This window comes from Microcystis sp. LEGE 00066 (assembly GCF_015207925.1).
In the GTDB taxonomy this organism is placed as follows: Bacteria; Cyanobacteriota; Cyanobacteriia; order Cyanobacteriales; family Microcystaceae; genus Microcystis; species Microcystis ichthyoblabe_A.
This window is the reverse complement of sequence record NZ_JADEVX010000027.1, coordinates 1-24,331: the sequence shown is the minus strand read 5'-3', so window position 1 is coordinate 24,331 and position 24,331 is coordinate 1. Positions and strand designations below refer to the sequence as shown.

Annotated in this window: 18 protein-coding genes and 1 pseudogene; 9 read left to right on the top strand and 10 right to left on the bottom strand. The window is 41.4% G+C overall.

All coding sequences use genetic code 11. The annotated features are described in order from the left end of the window. Positions 1–4 precede the first annotated feature (4 nt). Complete coding sequence (locus IQ224_RS06070) at positions 5–1,660, top strand: hypothetical protein (protein WP_370583129.1); 1,656 nt, start codon at positions 5–7, stop codon at positions 1,658–1,660. An 84-nt stretch (positions 1,661–1,744) separates the two neighbouring features. Here IQ224_RS06070 and IQ224_RS24540 read toward each other — a convergent pair whose 3' ends face one another. Continuing rightward, on the bottom strand, positions 1,745–1,873 hold the full coding sequence (locus tag IQ224_RS24540) for a hypothetical protein (RefSeq protein ID WP_002741234.1): 129 nt from the start codon (positions 1,871–1,873) through the stop codon (positions 1,745–1,747). 88 nt (positions 1,874–1,961) lie between these two features. Between IQ224_RS24540 and IQ224_RS06065 the strand changes: the two genes are divergently transcribed. Continuing rightward, on the top strand, positions 1,962–2,396 hold the full coding sequence (locus IQ224_RS06065) for a DUF4332 domain-containing protein (RefSeq protein ID WP_002741235.1): 435 nt from the start codon (positions 1,962–1,964) through the stop codon (positions 2,394–2,396). Between the two features lie 28 nt (positions 2,397–2,424). On the opposite strand, the gene IQ224_RS06060 is transcribed toward IQ224_RS06065, so the two are convergent. The 3 genes from IQ224_RS06060 to IQ224_RS06050 form a co-directional block, all read right to left on the bottom strand. Further along, positions 2,425–2,778, bottom strand: a complete 354-nt coding sequence (locus IQ224_RS06060; protein WP_002741237.1) for a phenylpyruvate tautomerase MIF-related protein — start codon at positions 2,776–2,778, stop codon at positions 2,425–2,427. A gap of 623 nt (positions 2,779–3,401) precedes the next feature. Next, the gene (locus IQ224_RS06055) at positions 3,402–3,857 is read right to left on the bottom strand and encodes a peroxiredoxin (protein ID WP_002732461.1); all 456 of its coding nucleotides are present in this window, start codon (positions 3,855–3,857) and stop codon (positions 3,402–3,404) included. A 49-nt stretch (positions 3,858–3,906) separates the two neighbouring features. Next, on the bottom strand, positions 3,907–5,601 hold the full coding sequence (locus tag IQ224_RS06050; protein ID WP_194032699.1) for an ABC-F family ATP-binding cassette domain-containing protein: 1,695 nt from the start codon (positions 5,599–5,601) through the stop codon (positions 3,907–3,909). A 135-nt stretch (positions 5,602–5,736) separates the two neighbouring features. On the opposite strand from IQ224_RS06050, the gene IQ224_RS06045 reads away from it, so the two are divergent. Then, positions 5,737–7,380, top strand: coding sequence for a CocE/NonD family hydrolase (locus IQ224_RS06045; protein ID WP_036399560.1), 1,644 nt, complete (start codon positions 5,737–5,739; stop codon positions 7,378–7,380). Here IQ224_RS06045 and IQ224_RS06040 read toward each other — a convergent pair. From IQ224_RS06040 to IQ224_RS06030, 3 genes are all read right to left on the bottom strand, one after another. After that, positions 7,363–7,938 carry a hypothetical protein gene (locus IQ224_RS06040; RefSeq protein ID WP_002741242.1) on the bottom strand — a complete coding sequence of 192 codons (576 nt, stop codon included), beginning with the start codon at positions 7,936–7,938 and terminating at the stop codon, positions 7,363–7,365. The two genes, IQ224_RS06045 and IQ224_RS06040, sit on opposite strands and share 18 nt — an antisense overlap. A 110-nt stretch (positions 7,939–8,048) precedes the next feature. Next, complete coding sequence (locus IQ224_RS06035; protein WP_194032698.1) at positions 8,049–9,008, bottom strand: aldo/keto reductase; 960 nt, start codon at positions 9,006–9,008, stop codon at positions 8,049–8,051. Between the two features lie 358 nt (positions 9,009–9,366). Then, positions 9,367–10,860, bottom strand: coding sequence for a polysaccharide biosynthesis/export family protein (locus tag IQ224_RS06030; RefSeq protein WP_194032697.1), 1,494 nt, complete (start codon positions 10,858–10,860; stop codon positions 9,367–9,369). A 130-nt stretch (positions 10,861–10,990) separates the two neighbouring features. Between IQ224_RS06030 and IQ224_RS06025 the strand changes: the two genes are divergently transcribed. Then, complete coding sequence (locus tag IQ224_RS06025) at positions 10,991–13,189, top strand: phosphoketolase (protein WP_194032696.1); 2,199 nt, start codon at positions 10,991–10,993, stop codon at positions 13,187–13,189. Positions 13,190–13,255: 66 nt separating this feature from the next. Here IQ224_RS06025 and IQ224_RS06020 read toward each other — a convergent pair whose 3' ends face one another. Next, entirely contained in the window at positions 13,256–14,191 is a 936-nt protein-coding gene (locus IQ224_RS06020; protein WP_002741249.1) for a 2OG-Fe(II) oxygenase, read from the bottom strand. An 84-nt stretch (positions 14,192–14,275) separates the two neighbouring features. Here IQ224_RS06020 and IQ224_RS06015 point away from each other — a divergent pair, with 84 nt between their 5' ends. From IQ224_RS06015 to IQ224_RS06005, 3 genes are all read left to right on the top strand, one after another. Then, positions 14,276–15,403: an ABC transporter permease gene (locus IQ224_RS06015; RefSeq protein ID WP_002741251.1), complete on the top strand. Its 1,128-nt coding sequence runs from the start codon at positions 14,276–14,278 to the stop codon at positions 15,401–15,403. A gap of 81 nt (positions 15,404–15,484) precedes the next feature. After that, the gene (locus tag IQ224_RS06010) at positions 15,485–16,711 is read left to right on the top strand and encodes a glycoside hydrolase family 10 protein (RefSeq protein WP_002741253.1); all 1,227 of its coding nucleotides are present in this window, start codon (positions 15,485–15,487) and stop codon (positions 16,709–16,711) included. A 135-nt stretch (positions 16,712–16,846) separates the two neighbouring features. Then, a complete protein-coding gene (locus tag IQ224_RS06005; protein ID WP_002741255.1) occupies positions 16,847–19,726 on the top strand; it encodes a UPF0182 family protein in 2,880 nt (959 codons plus the stop codon). Between the two features lie 149 nt (positions 19,727–19,875). Here IQ224_RS06005 and IQ224_RS06000 read toward each other — a convergent pair whose 3' ends face one another. Together IQ224_RS06000 and uvrB are read right to left on the bottom strand one after the other, a co-directional pair. Then, entirely contained in the window at positions 19,876–20,931 is a 1,056-nt protein-coding gene (locus IQ224_RS06000) for a flagellar assembly protein H (RefSeq protein ID WP_084989859.1), read from the bottom strand. Between the two features lie 4 nt (positions 20,932–20,935). Next, entirely contained in the window at positions 20,936–22,939 is a 2,004-nt protein-coding gene (gene uvrB / locus IQ224_RS05995) for an excinuclease ABC subunit UvrB (RefSeq protein ID WP_002741261.1), read from the bottom strand. 192 nt (positions 22,940–23,131) lie between these two features. Between uvrB and IQ224_RS05990 the strand changes: the two genes are divergently transcribed. Further along, on the top strand, positions 23,132–23,620 hold the full coding sequence (locus IQ224_RS05990) for a hypothetical protein (RefSeq protein ID WP_002733480.1): 489 nt from the start codon (positions 23,132–23,134) through the stop codon (positions 23,618–23,620). A gap of 80 nt (positions 23,621–23,700) precedes the next feature. Further along, positions 23,701–24,331 (top strand): annotated as a pseudogene (locus tag IQ224_RS23850) (hypothetical protein); the annotation flags it as partial.

Sequence of the window (24,331 nt, the reverse complement as noted above, 5' to 3'; positions counted from 1 at the left end):
AAGAGTGCAACAATTTTTAGACTCTGGCGATAGTGATAACGCTAGAGAAGAAATTGATAGAGCTTTCGGCAATCTGAGAAGGGTGGATAGTCATGTTAGAGAGTTTGCCGCTCTGTTGGCACTGGGATCGATCAAAGCTTCAGAAATCGGCTTAGGGGTATTGGGACGTAAGCTTCTACAGAATGACAGCGAGATTAACAATGAGGTTGTTTGGTTATTTATTGCGTCAATTTTATCTCGCAATAGTATTCCCCCTGATAGTCCATCTAGAATCAGCCTACTTGTTCTTACCGCTTCTGTCAATAGTTGGGAATTACCAATTTTTGCGCTTCTTGCCCCTGCCCTCGACGCTTTTTTTAAAGTTAGTCTTGCGGACGGAACCCCTTTAATTGCCGAACAAACTCTTGATTTTTTGGCCACTTGGGGAAGAATTTATGCGAAAGCACCTCATGTCAAAACGCAGCTTCAAGAACTTCAATCTCTTAGTAATAATCTATTAGAGCAAGTAGATGACTTAGAGTTAAAAGCTGAATGGTCAGAGGGAATTAATATATTTTTTGAAGAAGCCAGTACAACCAAATATTCAGATAGTAATGTTTTTTCTGCTGGTGAAGAATTAATTAAAAAAATTTATAATACTCAAAGTTTACAGCGCAATACAGAAGATAAGAATTTGGCAGAGACAAAAGACAAGTTACTCCGATTAGTCACTTCGTCTCTTGCTACTATTTCAACAGTTCTTGATAGTCATGGATTGTCAGTTGCAGTTCGTATTGACAATGATTCTAAAGATAGAAAATCTTGGTCTGTATTTGCTAGTGTAATTGACCAATTAGAGCGGTTATTTCAAGAAATTGCCGATCTGACTTTTGAGAGAATCAATAAACTTCCCGCTTTTACTCCAGCGCAGGCAATACCTGGTTCTTGGACAATTATACTTCATGTCAATCTCAGTCCTAATCACGCAAATTTACTAGCAAAAACTATCTCTAACCTTTCCTCAGGAAAAATTGATAATGAAAGTGAAAATGACTTAGAAGTTGTTAGTATTTGGCAAGATTGTGTCACAAAAATTAAAGAGGATGATTTGCGAGTAGATATGGCTGTCTCCATTAATTCTTCAGAATTTAATGTCATTAAAACAATTTCTACAGAAGATGAATATAGATTTAGTTTAACAGGGTTAAAATCCCCATCTATCAGGGTTCTTTCTCATGATATTCCACAAGCTGATAGGTTAGAACGAGTTGTTGATTTATCTTCGCTGTTAATTCAATATCCTCATTCTTTGCCAACTGTTCGACAACAGTTTTTGGATAGATATCGTATTACAGAAAGGCAGTTTTCCTACTATAGAAGGGCTGCAGAAATTCTTAATCTGGCTGACGAACGAGTGCAGCCAACTACTGCTTGTTTCATGCTTGATCGTCTGTCAGAAAAATCAAAAAAAAGATTCTTGGCTCACCAATTTATTGCTTCAAAGGTGGGTTTGGCATGGTTTAAGTGGCAAAATGCTCATGATCTCTCCGAAATCAAACCAGAAAGAGCAAGAGAATTTTTACTAGAAGTGTGTCCGTCACTTTCAGAAAGTACTGTTGAAAGACGTGCTAAAACTTTACAATCTTGGTTAAGGTATTTCTTGGGTACCGAAAATGAATAAGCAAAAAATGCAAGCTTTCAGGCATAATCGGTGGAGTGTAGGAAACTCACCCCATCATCAGCCAATTGACTTTTTCAGCAAACCCTATATAATTTTGACTTTTTTATACTGTTCCGTCACGGTGGCATTTAATAGATCATCTTTAAAATTTCTGATTAATTCAATTACTAAATTATAAATACTGATGTATTCTTCATAATCGATAGCCCGCATGGGTTACGCTACCGCTAACCCATCCTACAAATAATTGTGCCTCCCTACTTAACTGCTATAATCTACTTATCAATAGTTAATAATTTCGATGAATCGATCGCAACTTATCCACAGGCAAAGCTGGTTAATTGAACATTTGCCGGGGTTAAGTGACCAAGATTGCCAAAAATTAAAGGATTGCGGTATCGACACCACCGCACAACTTCTGCAAAAAGTTCGTCCGCAATTGGGTAAGGAAAAATTAGCAGTAAGAATGCAAATTCAGGCTAAATATATTAATAAGTGGGTGGCAATGGCGGAATTAGCCTCGATTCCCGCCGTGGGTTGTCAATACTGCGGTTTGCTGGTTCATGCCGGTATTGCTTCCATCCCGCAATTGGCACAGACATCAATTCAGCAATTGCATCGACAGATTCTCCGCTTTCAGGTGGCTAATCTGCAAAGACGCGATTTATGTCCCGATATTGCGGTGATGTTAGCTTGGATTGAACAGGCGCAAATCTTAACCAGAGAGTTAAAATAAGCCCTATCTCCGATAATTTTGGCATAAATTAGCCAAAAGTAGTGCCATTCCATCCCCAGAGATCACCTTTCGCCTCGGCAAATTCTAGATAAATGCGATTTTTCGGTATTCCTAAATAAGCCTCAATTTCTTGACAAAAATCACTACTCATGCTTTTAGTTTGAGCGGCGGAAATAGAAGCAACACTTTTAATCTCCACATAACACACTGGCTCAAAAGTGCCAGCAAAAGTCATTTTTATCCCCGATTCTAAAGCTGTCATCACATAGGATTCGGGTTTTCCCAGATGTTTAGCTAATTTAGCCGAAAGACTCTGCAAAAGTTGATTAACTGTCTCATCATCGAGGGAGGTGACAGAAGTTTGAATTTTAATTAGAGGCATAGGAAAAATCTCAGCAATATTTTTCTATAATATAGCGTTTCCTGTTCGCAAGAGGTACATTATCGATGTTAAAAAGCTTAATCAGCAAAGGTTTAAGTTTGCCAGACAGGTGTGAGAACCGCTATAAGTACCTTTTTTATCCAGAAAAGCGATCGATGATTGTTTTGATAATTTATCTCAATTAGATGACTGTGATCCCTTCTGTTTTTTAGAAAGGGTTGCCACTTCTGAGCAAGCTTTTCCACAAGCAGAACATATCAACTTTGGCGATGGTTGACGCTGGCTAAAACCGAGGAGAACAACCGATCACTATCTAGTCTCTAAAGACAGTTAAGGAGGTACAATTTGGATAGAATCTCAAGCAGGTGAAGGAGCAACTTTTTATTTTACTTGGCATAAAAATCCTCCTAGTTAAACCCCAACTAAGTTGAGAACCGTGGTTTTTCCTCCTCTGTTTTAAGATGAGTTTTGATCCATAAGCGATCAGCCAAAACCAGAGGAGAAGCAGCAATTCAGACTTTAATTGGCGTATTTTTTAGTCAGAATCAGCACAATTATCGGATAGATGTTTTAATTTCTTCCCAAGTAATTATCTGATCGGGATTTCTTTCGTGATCATCAACCTAAAAAGATTTGATCGTGTTCAAAGATTCGGTAACGTGAGCCTTAAAATCTAACATAGAATCAAAAATATGTCTGACGATTCCCTCTTTATCAATGATATAGGTAACTCGTCCGGGGAGGACAAATAAGGTAGCGGGAACACCGAATAATTTCCGCACTCGGTTATCGCTATCACTTAAAAGGGTGAAGGGAAGATTATATTTTTGGGCAAATTGTTGATGAGATTGGGGACTATCGGCACTAATACCAATAACTTCCGCACCTGCATCGGTAAACACTTCGTAACTATCGCGGAAAGCGCAGGATTCTGCGGTACAACCCGGGGTGTCATCTTTGGGATAGAAATAAATGACCAGGGATTTTTTACCGATTAAATCGCTGATATTAACCGTTGTCCCTGTTTGGGAGGGGAGAGAAAAATTAGGAACTCGATCGCCTACTTTTATAGCTGCCATAAGATTAATTAATTGATAGATAATCGTGGATATGTTGATACTCTACATTCTAACCTTTTTTGGCCTTTTGTTTAGCGCGTTTAGCGGCAGCTTTGTCCGCTTTTTCGGCTTCAATGCGTTTTTGTTCGGCTTTTTGTTTTTCTTCGTCTAGTTTTTCTAGATAATAGTGATAATCTCCCGCATAGACAATTAATTCACCATCCCGAATCTCGACAATTTTGTTAGCTACCTGGGAGATAAAATAACGATCATGGGAAACAATTAAAACCGTGCCTTCATAAACTTTTAAAGCCGATTCTAACATTTCCTTCGCGGGAATATCGAGGTGATTGGTGGGTTCATCGAGAATTAATAAGTTAGCGGGAGCAAGTAACATTTTGGCTAAAGCAAGACGCGCTTTTTCGCCACCACTCAAAGATTCTACTTTTTTTAATACCGTTTCCCCACTAAATAAAAATCGCCCTAAAAGACTGCGAACTTCCACATCTTTCCAATCGGGAACTTCATCATGAATGGTATTTAAAACAGTTTTAGTTAAGTCTAAAGCTTCCGCTTGGTTCTGCTCAAAATAACTAGGAATAACGTTATGTTTACCGATTTCGATCGAGCCTTCTGTGGGAGCTTCTAAACCAACAATTAAGCGTAAAAGCGTCGATTTTCCCGCACCATTGGGTCCTAAAAACGCCACTCGATCGCCTCTTTCTATTTCCAGATTGGCTCCCAAAAAGAGAATTTTATCATCGTAAATGTGAACAAGATTTTTAATCGTTACCACTTCTCGACCACTACGCACTGCTGAAGGAAACTGGAATTTTAAGGTACGCACATCAGCGATTGGTGCTTCAATTTTTTCCACCTTTTCTAATTGTTTTTCCCGGCTTTTTGCTTGGGTGCTACGGGTGGCACTGGCCCGGAACCGATCAACGAAAACTTGCTGTTTTTCTAGTTCTTTTTGTTGACGTTCGTAGGCACTTAACTGAGCGGATTGTTGTTCGTATTTTTGCTGTAGGTAGGCAGAATAATTACCTAAATAAGTGGTAGAAACTCCCCTTTCAGTTTCGACAATTTTGGTACAGAGGCGATCGAGAAATTCCCGGTCGTGGGACACTATGACCATGGGAGTGGTTAAATCCTTGAGGAATTTTTCTAACCATTCAATGGTTTCTAAGTCTAAATGGTTAGTTGGTTCATCGAGGAGTAAAATATCGGGAGTTTGCAGGAGAATTTTGCCTAAACTCATCCGCATTTGCCAACCACCACTAAAGGAGCTTACCAAGCGATCACCGTCATCAATAGTAAAGCCCATTTCTGGTAAAATCTTCTCGATGCGTGCTTCTAATCCGTAACCATCTAATGCCTCAAATTGTCTTTGTAGGCGATCTAATTGATGAATTAAGCGATCTAATTCTTCAGGATCAGCTTTTTCCATGTGTTGGGGAATTTCTATTAGTTGATGGTGGACTTGATTCGCTTCTTGAAACACCGTCCAAAATTCCTCGCGTACCGTCCGACGGGGATCCACTTCAAATTCTTGGGTAAGATAGCCGATATGGAGACTGGTAGGACGGATGATCTCCCCGGCGGTGGGTTCCACTTCCCCCATAATAATCTTCAGTTGGGTGGATTTTCCGGCCCCATTGACTCCCACCAACCCGATGCGATCGCCAGTTTTTACTTCCCAAGTGACATCTTTTAACACTTCTCCCGTCGGGTAAATCTTACTAATTTTCTCTAGTCGTAGCATCGCTGATTTTTCTCCAGTCCTAGGCAGTTGAGGCAGTCCGTCTTTATTGTAACATTTAGTTAAGCTTTATCTAGTCTTGGTCAAGTTTTCTAGATTGAGCCACCTGACAGTATTTTTTATCTGAAAGAGATAATAATGTTTAATCCCTACCCCATAAAAAAAGAAACAGCTAGTTTGATCACCAAAGATGGAATTAGTTTAGCTGCCGATATTTATCGTCCCGATAGTAGGGAATCTTTTCCCATTTTACTAATGCGACAACCCTACGGAAAAGCGATCGCTTCTACGGTGGTTTATGCCCATCCTAGCTGGTATGCACGTCAGGGTTATATTGTAGTAATTCAGGATGTGCGGGGACGGGGAAACTCGACGGGAAATTTTAATTTATTTGCCCATGAAATTAGCGACGGATTAGAAACTATTGAATGGGTTTTAACTATTTCTAATAATACGGGTGTGGTGGGAATGTATGGTTTTTCCTATCAGGGAATGACCCAATTATATGCGGCTGCTAATGGTCATGGTGCTTTAAAAACTATTTGCCCAGCGATGATTGCTCACGATTTATATCGAGATTGGGCCTATGAAAATGAAGCATTTAATTTACAATATAATCTCGCTTGGGCAATACAATTAGCCGCAGAAACCGCTAGATTAAAAGGGGACGAAACTGCCTATCAAAAACTCTGGGTAGCTTCCCGAAATTTACCCCTTTTTGATCCTATTGCAGCCTCTCCCCAAATTTTACAGGATTTGGCCGCCGATTCTTTTTATCACGATTGGATTACTCGTTATCTTCCCGATGACTATTGGCAAAATTTATCACCGCAAAACCTTTTAAAAAATATCGATTTACCGATGTTACATATCGGAGGTTGGTTCGATCCTCATCTCCGGGGAACTTTGAGTTTATACCAAGAAATGCAAGTGCGTTCTATCTATCCCCAACGACTAATTATTGGCGCTTGGACTCATCTACCCTGGGGGAGAAAAGTAGGAGAGATAGATTATGGTCAAGAGGCAATTAGTCCTGTGGATAAAATGCAGCTGCAATGGTTTGATTATTTCTTAAAAGGTCAGGAAACGGAGTTATTTAAAAATCCTCCCCTGTATCTATTTCAAATGGGATCTAATCAATGGCGATATCTAGAGAAGTTTCCTGGAGAAAATCAGCAAATTTATTATCTTGCTAGTCAGGGTTTAGCCAATCTGCGCGAGGATGAGGGGAAATTAAGCGCGATTTTGTTAGAACCTGCGATCGAGGATACCATAGTTCACGATCCTTGGCGACCGGTCCCATCTTTAGGAGGTCATAGCGCCCTACCGGGGGGAATATTCGACCGCACCATGCTAGACTGTCGCAGTGATGTGATTACCTACACTTCTCCCCCCCTAGAGAAAGATTTAACGATTTTGGGTAGTCCCCGTCTGGATTGTTATTGTCAAGCAGACGCGGTTAGTTTCGATATCTGTGCGGTGGTTTCTCAAGTTACCCCCGATGGTCGAGTTTTTAATATCACTCAGGGTTATAAACGGGTAAATAATCCCGAATCATCCCTAAATATGGCCATGCAGGCTACTTTTATCACTATTCCTCAAGGTCATAGCTTGCGTTTGAGTCTCAGTGCCTCTTGCTTTCCTGCACATCCCGTCAATGCGGGAACCGGCAGCTATCCCCACCAGAGTCGAGCGATCGATTTTTCTACTATCACAATTAAGGTTTTTTGTCAAGGAAATTTTCCTGCAAAATTGCTATTACCTTTAGTCGGGGAAAGCTAAACCGCTGCGGGGATCACGAATGTATAAACCTAACACCAGCGAGGAGATAACCGTATCCCAGACGGGGGTGAATTTGTCCGCATCATCGACCCAATAATCCATAGTAATTAAACATTGAACCCCAGAACCAATACCCACAGCAATGCGCGAATAAGCTGGCCGATTTTCTTGGGGATCGATGAATTGAATTTGCACCCAAACAATGCGGACAGTTTGGCGTTTTTCTTGGATAACTTCGCCGATTTCGTGAGGATTGCGGCTATCTTCACGAGCTAACTTTTTGACCATTCCTTTCAGGGGCAATTCTTTCCAATCTCCGGGGGGAAGTAAATTATAGGAAACCTCTAAACGACAATCATCATCGGGGGGTTTTCTATCTAAAAAACGAAAGGAATTATCATCGGGTTCAAAATGCCAATCTTGAGGAACTTCAAAGCGCACTGCACCGCGACCAGCTACAAAAATACTGTTACCCGGACTAGATTTCCAGTTATGATCTGGATTTAAGTCGAGGGTTTCTTTAATCCATTGCAGATTGTGTTTTTTGGATTTAGCCATAGGGATAATCCTGCGGTAAGAATCGGACTATAGCTATCATTATACAGGCTTTTTCCTGAGAATTAACCAAAATTTATATCCTCACCCTTAGGATAACTGCTGCCTAATTTTTAAAAATCCCACAGCACAGGATTATCATCCAAGAAATCAGTTACCTGTTTACCAATATTATCAATTAATTTTAGGTCTTCTGGGGTTAAATTAATTGTCATTGCTTGAGCGTTATTAACTGCTTGAGCGGCATTTCTTACGCCAGCAATTGCATTAGTTTGAGGTTGCTTGATTAACCAAGCAAGAGATAATTGAGCTAGGGAACAATTATAGCGTTTAGCAATCGGTTCTAATTGATTTAAGGCCGCTTGTACCCTCTGAAAGTTTTCGCCATGAAAAAGTTTATTTTTAATTCTATGATCCTCCGCTGCTAACTGATAACCGTTTCTAAATTTTCCTGTTAATAAACCTTGGGCAAGGGGAGAATAGGCTAGAATAGAAATATTATTGTCTATACAATAGGGCATAATTTCCTTTTCTACCGAGCGCCAAAAGAGAGAATAGGGAGGTTGAATACTCTCAATTCTGCCGTATTGACCAGCTTCTTCCAGTTGAGAGCGGGAGAAATTGGAAACCCCTATAGCGCGAATTTTTCCCTGTGCTTTCAGATAATTAAGAGCGGCCATAGTTTCAGAAATAGGCACTATTTCCGTGTTCCATGAGCCACTAGGCCAATGAATTTGGTAAAGATCGATATAATCAGTTTGGAGGTTTTTTAAAGAGCGATCACAAGCTGCGATAACTTGCTCATATTTAAGGTGATTAGCAAAGACTTTCGTGGCATAAATTACCTGTTCTCGCACATCTGCTAAAGCTTGAGCGACAATCGATTCCGAGTGACCTTCCCCGTAGATTTCGGCTGTATCTACAGTGGTAATTCCTGCCTCAAAAGCGGCACGAATAGCCCTAATACTTTCCTCATCTTCAATACCTGCCCACATCTTTTTTCCTGCTTGCCAAGTACCCACGAGAAGGGGAGTAATTTCTATATTTGTCTGACCGAGATAGCGTTTTTGCATAACAGTTTTTTTGATAGGTGAGGTATGCTCGGGGTTTCAGTCGAGTTTAGGGTTTAAAATCTCAGCTAAAGAGGACTAAAGTGACAAGGATAAAAACTTTTACCAGTAGGGGTGTAAAGAACAAACTTAACAAGCCACAAAAAAGGCCTAATAAGCGGGTACTGAGGCTAATTATTTCGCCGTGAACATTGTAGCTAATCGACAGGGAGATTAGGGCTAGAGTAAGGAGAAAAATCATAGTTTTCTTTCCTGAGTTTATCGAGCAGAAAAGCCGTGACCGCTCACGACTTTTCGCCGTTTCTATATCTATTATTAGCTCGATTACTTAGCCAATGACATCGGGGTAAAGTGAAGTTTTTTAACGTAAAAGATTTAACAATCCGTTGAAGATACCGGTAACACCAGTAAAGGGACTTAAAACCGTACCTAGGGTATCGGTAGTGGCGGCCAGACCGCTACGATGAACCACCACCACATCATTATTGCGGAGAATCGGGTTAGTTTTCTCGTTGATACCCTGGGAAAAATCGATGTTAATTGAGGTTTTGGTGACGGTTCCGTTAGGATTGAGACGAATTAATTCCACTGTGGACTGATTAGCGCGACGCTTATCAAAGTCTCCTGCGGTTAAAATTGCCTGATTGAGAGGGGTATTGGGAGGAACTTCAATTGTCCCCGGTTTTTTCACCTCTCCGACCACTTTCACGTTAATGGTTTTAGGGGCAAAACTAGCCGATGCAAGGGTTTCCGATTCCTTGGCCGAGATTTCAGTCGCGGTGGGGATAATCACCGTATCTCCTTCTTGAAGAAAGATATCGCCAGTTATATCACCTTGTTCGAGCAAACTCCAGAGATCTACGGGGATTTTCTGCTGGGAACCGTCACGAGTATAACGCAGCACTTGCACCTGTCGGATATCGGCGAGGGGTTTGATGCCTCCCGCTTGTTGGATAGCTTGGGTTAGTCGGGCCGGTTGTCGTCGAATTCCCCGATTATTCTCTGTGGTAACGGTGTTAACTTGATTGGGGACAATACGATGAGACCCCGGGCGATAAACTTCTCCCACCACAGTAACATTAATTTCTCGATCGCTATCTAGTCCAAAATTGGCATCGGCTAATTGATTGACTTCCCCGACGCTAAGGGTCGTTTTAGTGGGAATCACGATGCTATCACCATCCCTGAGACTAATATCTTGGGTTGTATCGCCTTTTTGGATTAATTGCCAGAGATTGGCTTGAATTAGCTGTTCTTGTCCCTTGAGGTTGCGTCGGATTTGAACTTGACCAATATCGGCCACCGTAGTCACTCCCCCCGCTTGCCGGATTATTTCGGTCAATAGGGGCGTTTTTTGGCTTTGTTCGGGGTTAATTGTATAAGTACCCGGACGATTGACTTCCCCCGCGATGGCGATTTGCAGAGGCCGGGGGGTGAGAACGCTAACAGTAACCACGGGACGTTTGAGATAGGTGGTGTAACGTTTGGCCAGGGTTTGGCTGGCTTCGGTGACGGTCATTCCCTCCACTTTGACGCTACCAATCAGAGGTAAAGTTAGGGTTCCATCGGGTAAGACGAGGAAATCGCCGCTTAAATCCGCGACTTGGTAGATGGTGACGCGCACTTTATCCCCTTCTCCTAGGGTGTAATCTTTGCTTTCTGCGGGGATAGGGGCAATCGCTTCTTTAGGGGGTGCAGCACTACTAGGAGGAGTAGCTTGGACTGGGCGAGCCTCTAAGGAAGTTAGAGGGGCAATAGTGCCGATAATTAATAGATAACGCAGTGATTTGCTGATTAAATGCTGTAATTGGCTGCTATTTAACATGATCAATAGGATTAATTTTATTGCTAACATTGGCGATCAGTGTAGCACAAATAGTCGATCGCCTATGGAAACCCCCTGTAATATCGCATCTATCGAGAGTTACCGCTAACTGTAAGATGGTTTTAACGATTGCCTGTATGTAAAGGGGTATATTAATTTTATGACAGCTACTAGCACAATTCCCGATTTTTGTCAAGGGATAAAATATTTTGGGGGTTCCTTACCCGAATTTGATAAATATGCAGGAAAAGCCGCTATCGCTGAGGGAAAAACTGCTATTATTGCTCCTAATGACCCAAATGCTATCTATCAAACCCTCCTAGCCGCCGATGCTTTGCGTTACCTCACCCTACAAATCACCGCTACCAAAGAATCGGGACACCCCGGCGGTTTTGCCAGCGCTGCCGACGTAATTGCCTCTTTGATGATGTTAGGCCAGAAAAATATCTTCACCGAAGTGGGCCATCATGCCCCCGGTTTTTATAGTAACGTCTTTCTCGATCGCTCTCTCGAAGCCATGGGCATCAGCAACGTCACCGAATTGGGAGAACGTTTTCGGGAAAAACACGGACTTTTAGGGCATCTTTCTGGACAAATCCCCGGACTGCTCGGGCCGGCCGGTCCTTTGGGCCAAGGCCAACATTTCGCCATGGCGGCGGCCAAATTACACCCTAATACCCTTTTCCCTGTGACTATCGGGGATGGTGGTTTAGGAGAACCCTACATCATGAGTAGTTTTGGTCATTTTCACACTGCTTATCCCGAAATTACCAATTTTCTGCCGATTTTAGTCTGGAATGGCTATTCCCAAGAACACCATAGCATGGTGTCCCTGAAAACTAACGCCGAAATGGAAGCCTATTGGCGCGGTAATGGTTTCGAGGAAGTGATTTTAATTAATGCTAAAGACTTCGATGATGCTAATCAAAATGGGGAATATGTAGATAGCACCAAATTCTCTTTTAACCAGCGTCTGGAGTTCATGAAAGCGGTGTTAATAGCCACGGATAAAGCCGCCCAATTAGCCCTAGGTGGTAAACTAACGGTGATCATTATTAAACAACTGAAAGGGGCGGGAGTTCACAAACGGGGAGCGGCTTCCCATAATCTTTATCCGGGAGATTCTCTAGAAAAAGATTATATCGTTGCTGCCTTACAAGAACGCGCTTTACCCCCTGAAGCTTGGGCAATTGTTCGTACTAATTTCGAGCGCTCTGGAGGGGGTCCGGCAGCGGAAACAGTGGTAACGGAAAAAGTCTTCCCGCTGCCGGATTTAGGAACCTTACCGATGACCGAATATACTGTGGGTGGCGATAAAAAAGTGGCCACCACTGCTATGGGGGAATTAGTGGTAGCTGTGGGTAAAGCTGACCCTAATTTTGTTGTCACTAATGCTGATGGTAATGCCGCTTCGGGAATTAATAATATTAACGTCGGTTTAAAGATTATTCACCCCACCAGCGATGATACCTATTTCCAGAGTCCGAAAGGTCAAGTTTATGAGCCTTTAAGCGAGGATGCCTGTGCTGGTTTAGCCGTCGGTTTATCTCTCTTGGGAGCGCGGACTTTATGGTGTTCCTACGAGTCTTTTGCTATCAATGGTTTACCGATTTGGCAGACTGTAACCCAAGCGATGGCCGAGTTACGTCGTCCCACCCCTTCTACTATTACTTTATTCACCGCCGGAGCCTTGGAGCAAGGACGTAATGGTTGGACACACCAACGCCCAGAGATTGAAAATTATTTCGCCGCTATGATGCGAAATGGTAATATTTTCCCTCTCTTTCCCTGCGATGCTAACAGTATTCAAGTCTGCTATGAATGGGCGTTAGGAACTAGCAATAAAGGCATTACAATCACCGCTAGTAAATCGCCTTTACCAGTGCGAACCAGCTTTGAGCAAACCCGTCAAGCTTTGGAAAAAGGCGGCGTAATTCTCCAGGAATCGGAAGGCAGCAAAAAAGTCGTTTTTGCCGTCATTGGTGATATGACTTTATTACCCGTTTTTGAGTCTGCACAACAGTTAGAAGCAGCAGGAATCGGGGTAAAAATCGTCTCGGTAATTAATCCCCGTCGTCTCTATCGTCCTAGCGATGTGATGAGTGAAACTAGCTCGGAAGCGGATAATAATTTCCTTGATGATGCTGGTTTTGGCAGTCTCTTTGCTGGTGATGCTTTAATCGGAGTAACCGGTGGTACAAGCGCCATGTTAGAACCGATTATGTTACGCAGTAATGCGCGTCGGGATGTCTTCGCTTGGAAACGGGGAGAAACCACCGCCAGCACCGGGGAAATTATGGCCTATAATTGTTTAACTGCCAATGCTTTAACTACCCGTGCTACCCAGTTATTAGGCTAAGTTCCCAGTCAGTTTTTTTGATTATTCCCTACTTTCTTTGATTGGAAAGTAGGGATTTTTTTCTGGTCACTTTTGCCAACGGGGTAAACTTTTAATCACTTTCCATAGGCGAGGATATTGGAGGGATAGATAGCGTTTAATATGGGATTTTAAACTAACTAAATCCTGAGATTCTTTCAGTTCTCTATCTTGATAAAAACGAATTAAATCATCCCGTCTTTTCAGTAAAATTTTAATTTGTTGGTAATCTTCCGAGCTTAAAACTTGATGGGGTTGAATATTTTCTGGCAGCGGGCGCGGGATGTAAAAAGTTGTATGAGATGGTGATAATTCCTCGGCTGGACGTTCTTTAGTATAGAGATAGATAGAAAGAGATTTACGCGATAAATGCCGTTGATTTTCTGGTAAATTAATCTGAGAAAATCCATGCCATGAATGTTCATTAGTTTCAAAAATAAGACAACGATTAAAGATAGGTACAAAAGATTTAATCTTATTTTCTTCTGGTTGACGAGGATTGGAATGTAACTCTAGATTTCCTCCCCAATCTGCTTGCCATTGGGGATTTAAATAGATTAATAAATTCAAGCGGCGATGATACCAGTGACGCTCATCGAGGTTAAAATCAATGTGAGGGTCTAATTCTTGACCGTGTAAATTTTCATGGGTTCCACCCCCATAAAAACTAGGGTCTGGAATTAAATTATCGATACCAGTTAATTGGGAAATTAACTCTAAAAACTCTTGAGCTTGAACGTAGCGGCCAAACTGTTGATAAACACCCCCCAAACCGATTAAATCCTCATTAACCGCCTTCCCGCCAACTTTTCCTAACTCACTAATGGCTTTTTGCGGATTAAAACTCGGAAAATTTTCCAGCAAAATTTGCGCTTGCTCCCTAACTAAAAAATTATCGATGACCAAATGCTTAAACGGTTGCGCTGTCTCAAAATCTTGACGATAGACAGAAGATTTCTCATAAACAAGGGGATTGATAAACATTAGACAGCTTTTTTGTTGGTATGATGAATTGTAGCAATCAAACTAGCAAAATAAAGATTAACTCTCCTATTGACCTCATCGCCTATGGACTGGTGGCACAAACTCAAAGATAATCCTCTCGCTCGTTGGGGAGCAGTTTTACTGTTAATCTTCTATTTAAGCGTAATGGCGGCGGATTTTGTCGCTCCCTACTCTCCCTACTCCTCCCAACCCGGTCAGTCTCTCCTACCCCCCACCCAAATCTTTTGGCGCTCGCAGTCGGGAAGTAACAAGGGTGAGTGGATTGGCCCCCACGTCTATCCCACCACTCAAAGTGCTATTAATATAGAAACTGGTGAGCGGAAGCTAATTAGAGATTTTAACAAACCCTTGCCGCTGCGTCTCTTGGTTCAGGGTGAAACCTATAATTTCGGTCAAATTCGCCTACCTTTGCCGCCAAAATGGGAGGAAGTAACTTTATTCCCCGGTATCCCTTTTGATCGCCATCTGTTCGGGGTCATCGGCGATGGTAGAATCAATATATTGGGAACTGACGAATCGGGACGCGATAGTTTTAGTCGCCTGATTTTCGGAGGCAGAATTAGTTTATTTATCGGTTTGGTCGGGATTTTAATTTCTTTCCCTATTGGTTTATTTGTCGGTGGCATTTCTGGCTATTTTGGCGGTTGGTTAGATGCGATTTTAATGCGTTTTGTGGAAGTTTTAATGACCATCCCCGGCATATATTTACTCGTGGCCCTAGCAGCGGTTTTACCCGCAGGATTAACCAGCACCCAGCGCTTTTTATTAATCGTCCTGATTACTTCTTTTATCAGTTGGTCGGGATTAGCGCGGGTAATTCGCGGTCAAGTTTTATCCCTGAAAGAACAGGAATTTATTCAGGCCGCTAAAGCTATGGGAGCAAAACCTCTTTATATTATTCTGCGTCATGTGCTGCCCCAAACTGCTAGTTATATCATTATTTCCGCTACGTTAGCCGTGCCGGGATTTATCGTGGCCGAATCGGTTTTAAGTTTAATTGGTTTGGGAATTCAACAACCGGATCCTAGTTGGGGAAATATGCTTTCTTTGGCTACCAATGCTTCAATTATTGTTCTACAACCCTGGTTAATTTGGCCACCTGCTTTGTTAATTATTCTCACCGTTTTAGCTTTTAATTTACTCGGTGATGGTTTACGCGATTCTCTAGATCCTCGCAATTTAGAGAGATAATTTAGCCATTATCAGTTATTCAGTTATCAGTTATCAGTGAACTGATAACTGATAAGTCTCCCCACTTCCCCACTCCCCATTATGAATAAAATCAGTAAAACCTTTAATAATTTCGCCGATGGTTTAGTGATTTATAGTCAAAGATACGGGAAAATAAGCTGGTTAATATTTTTAATTATCTTTGCTTGTATCATGACGATAACCTTTAATTATCCGGCACAATCCAGCAATCAAACCCAAGAAAAACCCGAAATTCGTGGAGTTTGGTTAACTAATATCGATAGTGAGGTATTATTTAAACGGGAAACCCTAAAAGATGCCCTTGATAGGTTGGCCGATTTAAACTTTAACACTATTTATCCCACGGTCTGGAATTGGGGTTATACACTCTATCCTTCTAGGGTAGCAGAAAAAGTGACGGGACGAGCGCTCGATCCCCATGAATATTTAAAAAATCGCGACTTTTTAAAGGAAATAATTAGCCAAGGTCATCGGAAAAAATTAAGAATTATTCCCTGGTTTGAATTTGGTTTTATGGCTCCTGCGGATTCAGAATTAGCCAAACGACATCCCGATTGGTTAACCCAAAGACAGGATAAAAGCGTGATTTGGTGGGAAGGAAAAGTGCATCAACGGGTGTGGTTAAATCCCTTACATCCGCAAGTACAAAACTTTATTACCGATTTAGTCAGCGAGATTATTACTAACTACGATATAGAAGGAATTCAGTTTGATGACCATTTTGGTTATCCCGCCGATTTTGGCTATGATGAAACCACAATTAAACTCTATCAAAGGGAACATTCGGGACAATTACCACCGCAAGATTACCAAGATAAAGCATGGATTCAATGGCGGGCCGATAAAATTACTGACTATATGAATAGTTTGGCCCAGACGATTAAAAAGCAGCAACCTAGAGCGATTATTTCCCTATCTCCTAATCCCTACACTTTCTCCCTAGAATCCTATCTTTTAGATTGGCAAAAATGGCAAGAAAAAAACTTGATTGATGAATTAATAGTGCAAGTGTATCGAACTGATATGAACGCCTTTGACTGGGAATTATCCCAACCAGAATTACAGCAAGCTAGACAATCTATCCCCGTAGCTATTGGGATTTTATCTGGTTTAAAAGGTCGTCCGATTCCGATGGTTAATATTACTCAACAAGTGGAAAAATCGAGACAACAAAATTTTGGTGTTTCTTTCTTTTTCTACGAAACTTTATGGAATATCAGCAATGAATCCCCTTCCTATCGACGCAGGATTTTTCGGGAAATACTCCAGTCTGCTAATCCTAGCTAAAATAGCTGACTTTAAGCGAAATTATTGCCCTAACCTAGTCATAGTTTCTTAAGTTTATCTTTAAATTAAGAAAAAGCAGCAGGGAGAAACTAAAATCGCTAGAATGAAAAAAGACTCTCCCTTATCACTTTATCCATGTTGATCAGACATAACCGAAGCTCGATCGCTAAACCTATTTTACTGTTTCTCGGCTGCCTTGTGATCGGGGAGTTGGGGATATTAGTTTTAGCCAATAGCCTCTGGTTTACCGAGATGGGTTATTTAAACACTTTCCTGAAACAATTATCTTGGCAACTAGGATTAGGTTGGGGAAGTGCTATTCTTTCTCTACTTTTTATCTTTACTAATTTACGTTTAGCCCAGCGTTTTCGTTGGCAAAAACCCAAAGAAGATAGTTATCCTCTTAGTCCTCAATCTCCTAGTATTAATTTACTCGGCCTTTTGATTATCACAACGGGAATTGGAGCTTGGATTGGGTCAATGTTATTGTATTACAGTAAACTAGCCCTCAGTCTCTGGACACCAGATTTTAATCTCCCTAACCTTAGTTCTTCCCTAAGTTCTCCTCTGCAAATAGTTTGGATTAGGCAAGTATTAACCGATATTTCCAGTAATCTTTGGCAAGGGGTAATTATCGCTTTTTTAGTCTTGGGATTATTAATTAAAACCGAGTATTTTTTGCGAATAATATCTATAGTATTAACTGTCATGCTATCTTTTATTATTGCTGGGCAGTGGGCGAACTTTTTAAAATATTTTTATGGTGTTCCTTTCAATATTAACGATCCTCAATACGGGAATGATTTAGGTTTTTATATCTTTCAATTACCCCTGTGGCAGTTACTAGAATTATGGCTCGGTGGTGTGGGAATATATACTCTTTTTGCTGTTAGTTTAACCTATCTTTTTTCGGGTGATAGTCTTTCTCTGGGAACATTTCCGGGGTTTTCTCGTCCGCAACTGCGTCATTTATACGCCCTGTGGAGTGGGTTAATGGGGCTGCTAGTATTACACCATATTATTCAGCGTTACCTGCTACTTTACTCTCCGGAAGGGGTAGTTTATGGTGCGGGTTATATCGATGTTCATGTTGGTCAATTTATTGAAATTATTCTGGGAATTATTGCAGGAATAACCTCTATATGGTTAGGAGAAAAAGCATTATTTGGTAAAAAAGACCGTCGCAAGTTATACAAAAACACTAAGAAAAAGTTGGTATTTTACCCCTACTTAGTTCCTGTATTTCTCTATTTAATTGTTTGGATAAGTGGCACAATTATCAGTGGACTATTACAAAGAACTGTCGTACAACCGAATGAATTAGTGAGAGAAAGACCCTATATTGAAAGAAGTATTCAATCCACAAGAGCGGCTTTTTCCTTAGATAGAATTGATGCCCAAGTTTTCGATCCACAGGCCGAATTAAATGCCGAAGTTTTAGAGAGAAACCATCTAACTATCGATAATATTCGTCTTTGGGACACCAAACCACTGCTAGAAACTAACCGACAATTACAGCAAATTCGCTTATATTATAAATTCCCTGATGCTGATATCGATCGCTATCGGGTACGCGTAGGACTGCCTGAAAAAATCGAGGAACGTCAAATATCTGAAAAACAACAGACCATTATTGCCGCTAGAGAATTAGATTATAGTGCGGTTCCCACTTCTGCTAACACTTGGGTGAATAAACACCTCGTTTATACCCACGGTTATGGGTTCACTCTTTCTCCGGTTAATTTAGTAGCTGCTGCGGGTTTACCTTACTATTTTGTCAAAGATATCGGCACAAATAAAGACGAAGGAGCCCTCCAAACTTCTAGCGAATTAATTGATTATAGTATTCCCATTGGTAAACCCCGCATTTACTACGGGGAATTAACTAATAATTATGTGATGACTCCCACCACCGTAGAAGAATTGGATTTTCCTAGCGGGGATGGAAATGTCTATAATACCTACGATGGAAAGGGAGGAATCTTAGTGGGTAAGGGGTGGAGACGTTGGCTATTTGCCCTTTATCTGCGGGATTGGCAAATGTTATTTAGCCAAGATTTTACTCCCGAAACTCGCTTATTAATGCGTCGTGATATCCAAAATCGCGTGCAAACTATCGCACCTTTTTTAAATTATGATCGCAACCCCTATTTAGTAGCGGCAGATGTGGGCGATAGTAGTAGTAAATTACATTGGATTATTGATGCTTATACTATCAGCGATCGCTATCCCTATTCTGACCCAGGGAAAGATAAATTTAACTATATTCGCAATTCGGTGAAAGTGGTAGTGGATGCCTATCATGGAACAGTGAATTTCTATGTTGCCGATGAAAATGATCCAATTATTCAGACGTGGAGTAAAATCTTTCCTCATCTCTTTAAATCTTTAGCAGAAATGCCGAAAACTCTCCGCAGTCATATCCGTTATCCTGAAGATTTATTTAGTACCCAAGCAGAAAGATTATTAACCTATCACATGACCGATCCGCAAGTATTTTATAATCGGGAGGATCAATGGGAAATTCCCCTAGAAATTTACGGCACGGAACCCCAGGCTGTATCACCCTATTATTTAATCATGAAACTGCCCGATTCCGACAAAGAAGAATTTATTCTCCTCCATCCCTATACTCCCTCTAGTCGGCAAAATTTAATCGCTTGGTTGGCAGCTCGTTCAGATGATAGAGAGTATGGTAAGTTATTGCTCTATCAATTTCCTAAACAAAGGTTAGTGTACGGACCGAATCAAATTGAGGCTTTAATTAACCAAGATCCAGATATTTCTCAACAGATTTCCCTTTGGAATCGGGACGGTTCTAAAGTTTTGCAAGGACACCTATTAATTATTCCCATTGAACAATCGCTGCTTTATGTAGAACCTTTGTATCTAGTGGCAGACCAAAATAGTGTCCCGACAATCGCTAGAGTAACAGTTGCTTATCAAAATAAAATTGTCATGGAACCAACCTTGAAGGAAGCTTTAGAAAAGTTATTCTCAGGCCATCAGAGTTAAATTGCCGCTAATTGCCCACAAATTAGCAAGAAAGCTGATGCTGGTTCCAGAACGATCCTCAATATTCCCGAATTTGCCCAGAAAATTGCCTGCGCTGGTTAATCAGCCAATTTTAAAATCCAGTATCATCAAAGGATTGAGTTATGCTTTTAATTGGAAAAGTGGGCAATTAATTCTGTGCGAGATGAATTGAGTATTAAAGGGGTAAACTCCTCCACTGGTAATAATAAAATGCGATCGATGATTACGGACAAATCTGGGTCTAAATTACCAAAACGAGCTTTCAATAAATTTTCTATCACCAGACGTTCTCCCTGCTGAAGACCCTGTTGGAGACCCTGTTGGAGACCCTGTTGGAGACCCTGTTGGAGACCCTGTTGAAGACCCTGTTGGAGACCCTGTTGGAGACCCTGTTGGAGACCCTGTTGAAGACCCTGTTGGAGACCCTGTTGAAGACCCTGTTGAAGACCCTGTTGAAGACCCTGTTGACGGCCAGCATCCAGTTCTTCCTGAAGACGGGAAGTGTATAAAGGTGATAATCTCATAATTAACTCTCTGTCCTCCTGTTCAAGCTCTTGATCGTTAGTTAAAGAAGTTCTCAAGTTTAATAATAATTCTAGAGCATTTACCCGAAAAGGATGGTTTTCTGGTAACGATTCTAACTCATCGATCGCCCTTGCTTGTACTTTTCCCCGGCCTAAAATTCTTAACCAGAGAGTTGCTTCTGTTGGGGGTAATTGATGGATAACGGTGATTGCCGTGCGTAAAGAGGGAGCCAAAAAATAGATACCCTCCCCCCAATTCTCCTCATCTAATTTAGCTCCGAATCCTCCTAACAGTTGCGAGGAAGCACTGGGAGTCAAAATCCAGAGACGGGGGATTTCCCCGTCGTTAACATTCGTTTTCTGACGATTTGCTCGACGATTAATTTCTCCTTCCACTTCCAACAGTTTTAACAGACAAGTCCTAATTTCTGTAGCAGTGACAGGATTGCGAAAGGGTTCAAATAAACAGGGATTAATCGCCATTTTTCCCAGTAATCCTAGCAGTTCTCTCGGATTATTATCGAGAATCTGGGGTGAAAACCAGACATCGATTTCTCGTACTTCTCCTCGTACAACCCGTGCCGATTTTACTTCTCCCAGAGAAGATAATAATTCTTCGAGATAATCTTTGGCAAACTGGTCATGAATAAATCTAGTCATAGGTTTATCTAAGATGATTTAATAATTTATCTCGCAATTGCTTAATCCGATCACGATATTTAGCCGCTGCCTCGAATTCTAGATTTTTTGCCGCTTCTTTCATTTGCGCTTCTAGTTGTTGAATTAATTCGGGAATTTGTTCTAAAGAAAGTTCTTCTATATTCTCACAAACCTGATCTAATTGTTGGGAATTTAGACGACGGGAAATATCCAGAAAAGCTAAAATTGAATTACTCGACCTTTTAACAATCGGTTGCGGAATAATCCCATGTTTTTGGTTATATTCCTCTTGAATAGCTCGCCGTCTCTTGGTTTCTTCGATCGCATTAATCATACTATCAGTGAGATTATCTCCGTAAAGAATTGCCTGACCGCGAATATGACGAGCAGCCCGGCCAATAGTTTGAATTAAAGAGCGGGTAGCCCTTAAAAATCCTTCCTTATCTGCGTCTAAAATCGCCACTAGAGACACTTCCGGCAGGTCTAACCCCTCGCGAAGCAAATTCACCCCGATCAGCACGTCAAAGACCCCTTCTCGCAGGTCTTGGATAATTTCAATCCGTTGAATTGATTGAATTTCTGAATGTAGATATCTAACTTTAATTCCCCTTTCTTGCAAGTATTCGGTTAAATCTTCGGCCATGCGTTTGGTTAAAGTGGTAATCAAAACCCTTTCATTTAACCGCACTCGCTCCTTAATTTCCCCTAATAAATCATCCACTTGTCCCTCGGTTGGTCGCACAAAAATCTCTGGGTCTAAAACTCCCGTCGGTCGGATAATTTGTTCAACAATGTGATTTTCTGACTGTTCTAATTCCCAATCTCCCGGAGTGGCCGAAACAAAAATACATTGATTAACTTTCTGCCAAAATTCTTCCGACTTCAAAGGACGATTATCCGCAGCACTGGGTAAACGAAACCCGTGATCGATCAAAACTTTTTTTCGTGATTGATCGCCATTATACATTCCGCGAATCTGCGGCACACTGACATGAGATTCATCCACAACTAATAACCAATTTTGAGGAAAATAATCCACCAAACATTCCGGCGGTTCCCCCGCTAACCTACCCGCTAAATGCCGCGAATAATTTTCTACTCCGTTACAATAACCCACTTCCTGCAACATTTCTAAATCATAACGAGTCCGTTGATCCAAACGTTGCGCTTCCAGTAATTTGCCCGCTTTTTCTAACTCCAATAAACGGTTATCTAACTCGGTTTTAATATCCCGACAGGCCACCTCTAAACGTTCCTCCGGGGTAACAAAGTGACGGGCCGGATAAATACTAATTCGCTCTAATTTTTGCAAAACTTCCCCCGTCAGGGGATCGAGATAACGAATACTTTCAATCTCATCGCCAAAAAAATCAATTTTAATAACCCGATCCTCGTAAGCGGGAACAATTTCCAAAATATCGCCCTTGAGACGAAAACGGCCGCGAGTTAACTCCAAATCATTGCGATTGTACTGCACTGACACCAAGGCCCGTAATAATTGCCTTTGGTCGAACTCTTGACCAACTGTTAAGGAAATCGCCGCTTTCAGGTATTCCGCCGGCATTCCCAAACCATAAATACAACTAATGGAAGCGACGACGATCACATCCCTGCGTTCAAACAGCGAGCGCGTGGCTGAATGGCGCAGCATATCGATCTCATCATTAATTGAAGAACTCTTTTCGATGTAGGTATCGCTGACAGGAATATAAGCCTCCGGTTGATAGTAGTCGTAATAGCTGATAAAGTATTCCACGGCGTTATTGGGGAAAAATTGCCGCAATTCGTTACATAATTGGGCAGCCAAGGTCTTATTATGGGCTAGGACAAGAGTAGGCCTGCCGATTTTCTCGATCACAGCGGCAATGGTGAAGGTTTTGCCGGTGCCAGTTGCCCCCAAGAGGGTTTGGAAACGATGCTGGTTTTGCAAGGAATCTACTAATTTATCGATCGCTGCCGGTTGATCCCCGGTGGGTTGAAAGGGTGCTTGTAGTTGAAAAGCGGTCATTAGCGGCTAGGTGTAGAGAACAGGCAAAATAAATTATCAATCAAATTACCAACACTGATAGGGTTTTGGGGAAAGAAAGATGTATCTTAATATTAGAGAGGATTTTAAAAAAAGATTAAAAGTCTTCGAGAATACCCTAAACTTAAATCTTATCGTTTCTCCGAAGCTATTAACGGAAAGGAGTATCAGGTTATGACGGTGGAAAATCTAGAAACGAACGGGACTCAAACCCCAGCAACTACAGAAGAAAAGACCAGCACACGCGGTAAAGCTACTACGGCTAAAACCGCCAAGGATAAAGAAGTGGTCGCCCTTTCGGTGAAAAACAACGCTGAATCGGCTTCCAAAGCCTTAAAATTCTATCAACCCGAACATCGCTTACCCGAAAATCGTCCTGTTGGTACTAGCCATCTTCACTTCACGGAAGATGAAATGTTACCCGGGGGCCGTCCCGTAGAAGTTAGCCATCTGAAAGTGGTTAGTACCTATTCTTCCGTCGGTGGATTGCGTCCTGTCGGCTCTAGTGGTATGGAAGTTAGCAGCACTCTAGCGATTTCTGGCAATCGTCCGATTGCTCTCAGTCATCTGCACATTAGCGAAACTTATACAGTCATGGGTAATCGTCCCGTTGCTTCCAATGAAATTGATGATCCCGAAACTTTAATGGGATTTTTGGATTAATTGTTTTGTTGATCAAGATAGATTTTTTCCCTGTCCCGGACGGGGAATTTATTTTTTTTAGCTCACCGTTTTTAATCCCGATGCTGTTTAAGCAAAAATTGTTCTTAATTGTCTCCTTTCTAATAGTGGTTTTTTGCGGTTTCGGATTATTAAATCTTACCTACGATGCTTCAGTTTTAGCACCGCAGCAATATTACCAGATTCGATCGCTTCATACTTTACAATACCAGAAAGTCTTAGAGAATGAACTGGGGCGAGCCGGATATCTACTGTTGTTAATGATAGTTGGAACCTTGCAAATACTAAAGCAAGCTAAGTTAGAGATATTAGCAGAAGCACTGCCAATACCGATTCTGTTTGAGAGTCGGAGAAAAAAACTAAAAAGATTTTTAAAGCTGGAAATTCTGAATATTGAAAAAATCTGGTTTCTCTGCTTAAAAGAGATGTTAAAACAGCAGGAGAGATTCACAATAAAAGGATTAGTATATATTGCCATAGACCGAACGAGTTGGGGAGCAATTAATATCTTGATGGTGAGTCTAATTTATGACAAGAGAGCCATCCCAATCTATTGGGAGATATTGGATAAAAAAGGAAGTAGTAATCTCGAAGAACAGCATCGAGTATTGGGGAAAATATTGAAGATGCTATCAGGTCATAAAATCGTGGTGTTAGGAGATAGAGAATTTTGCTCGGTCAGTCTTGGAAAGT

Coding starts and splice junctions, on each gene's coding strand:
- IQ224_RS24540 (WP_002741234.1), bottom strand. CDS start 1,873: ATGCGGGCTATCGATTATGAAGAATACATCAGTATTTATAATTTAGTA.
- IQ224_RS06065 (WP_002741235.1), top strand. CDS start 1,962: ATGAATCGATCGCAACTTATCCACAGGCAAAGCTGGTTAATTGAACAT.
- IQ224_RS06060 (WP_002741237.1), bottom strand. CDS start 2,778: ATGCCTCTAATTAAAATTCAAACTTCTGTCACCTCCCTCGATGATGAG.
- IQ224_RS06055 (WP_002732461.1), bottom strand. CDS start 3,857: ATGGCAGCTATAAAAGTAGGCGATCGAGTTCCTAATTTTTCTCTCCCC.
- IQ224_RS06050 (WP_194032699.1), bottom strand. CDS start 5,601: ATGCTACGACTAGAGAAAATTAGTAAGATTTACCCGACGGGAGAAGTG.
- IQ224_RS06045 (WP_036399560.1), top strand. CDS start 5,737: ATGTTTAATCCCTACCCCATAAAAAAAGAAACAGCTAGTTTGATCACC.
- IQ224_RS06040 (WP_002741242.1), bottom strand. CDS start 7,938: ATGGCTAAATCCAAAAAACACAATCTGCAATGGATTAAAGAAACCCTC.
- IQ224_RS06035 (WP_194032698.1), bottom strand. CDS start 9,008: ATGCAAAAACGCTATCTCGGTCAGACAAATATAGAAATTACTCCCCTT.
- IQ224_RS06030 (WP_194032697.1), bottom strand. CDS start 10,860: ATGTTAGCAATAAAATTAATCCTATTGATCATGTTAAATAGCAGCCAA.
- IQ224_RS06025 (WP_194032696.1), top strand. CDS start 10,991: ATGACAGCTACTAGCACAATTCCCGATTTTTGTCAAGGGATAAAATAT.
- IQ224_RS06020 (WP_002741249.1), bottom strand. CDS start 14,191: ATGTTTATCAATCCCCTTGTTTATGAGAAATCTTCTGTCTATCGTCAA.
- IQ224_RS06015 (WP_002741251.1), top strand. CDS start 14,276: ATGGACTGGTGGCACAAACTCAAAGATAATCCTCTCGCTCGTTGGGGA.
- IQ224_RS06010 (WP_002741253.1), top strand. CDS start 15,485: ATGAATAAAATCAGTAAAACCTTTAATAATTTCGCCGATGGTTTAGTG.
- IQ224_RS06005 (WP_002741255.1), top strand. CDS start 16,847: ATGTTGATCAGACATAACCGAAGCTCGATCGCTAAACCTATTTTACTG.
- IQ224_RS06000 (WP_084989859.1), bottom strand. CDS start 20,931: ATGACTAGATTTATTCATGACCAGTTTGCCAAAGATTATCTCGAAGAA.
- uvrB (WP_002741261.1), bottom strand. CDS start 22,939: ATGACCGCTTTTCAACTACAAGCACCCTTTCAACCCACCGGGGATCAA.
- IQ224_RS05990 (WP_002733480.1), top strand. CDS start 23,132: ATGACGGTGGAAAATCTAGAAACGAACGGGACTCAAACCCCAGCAACT.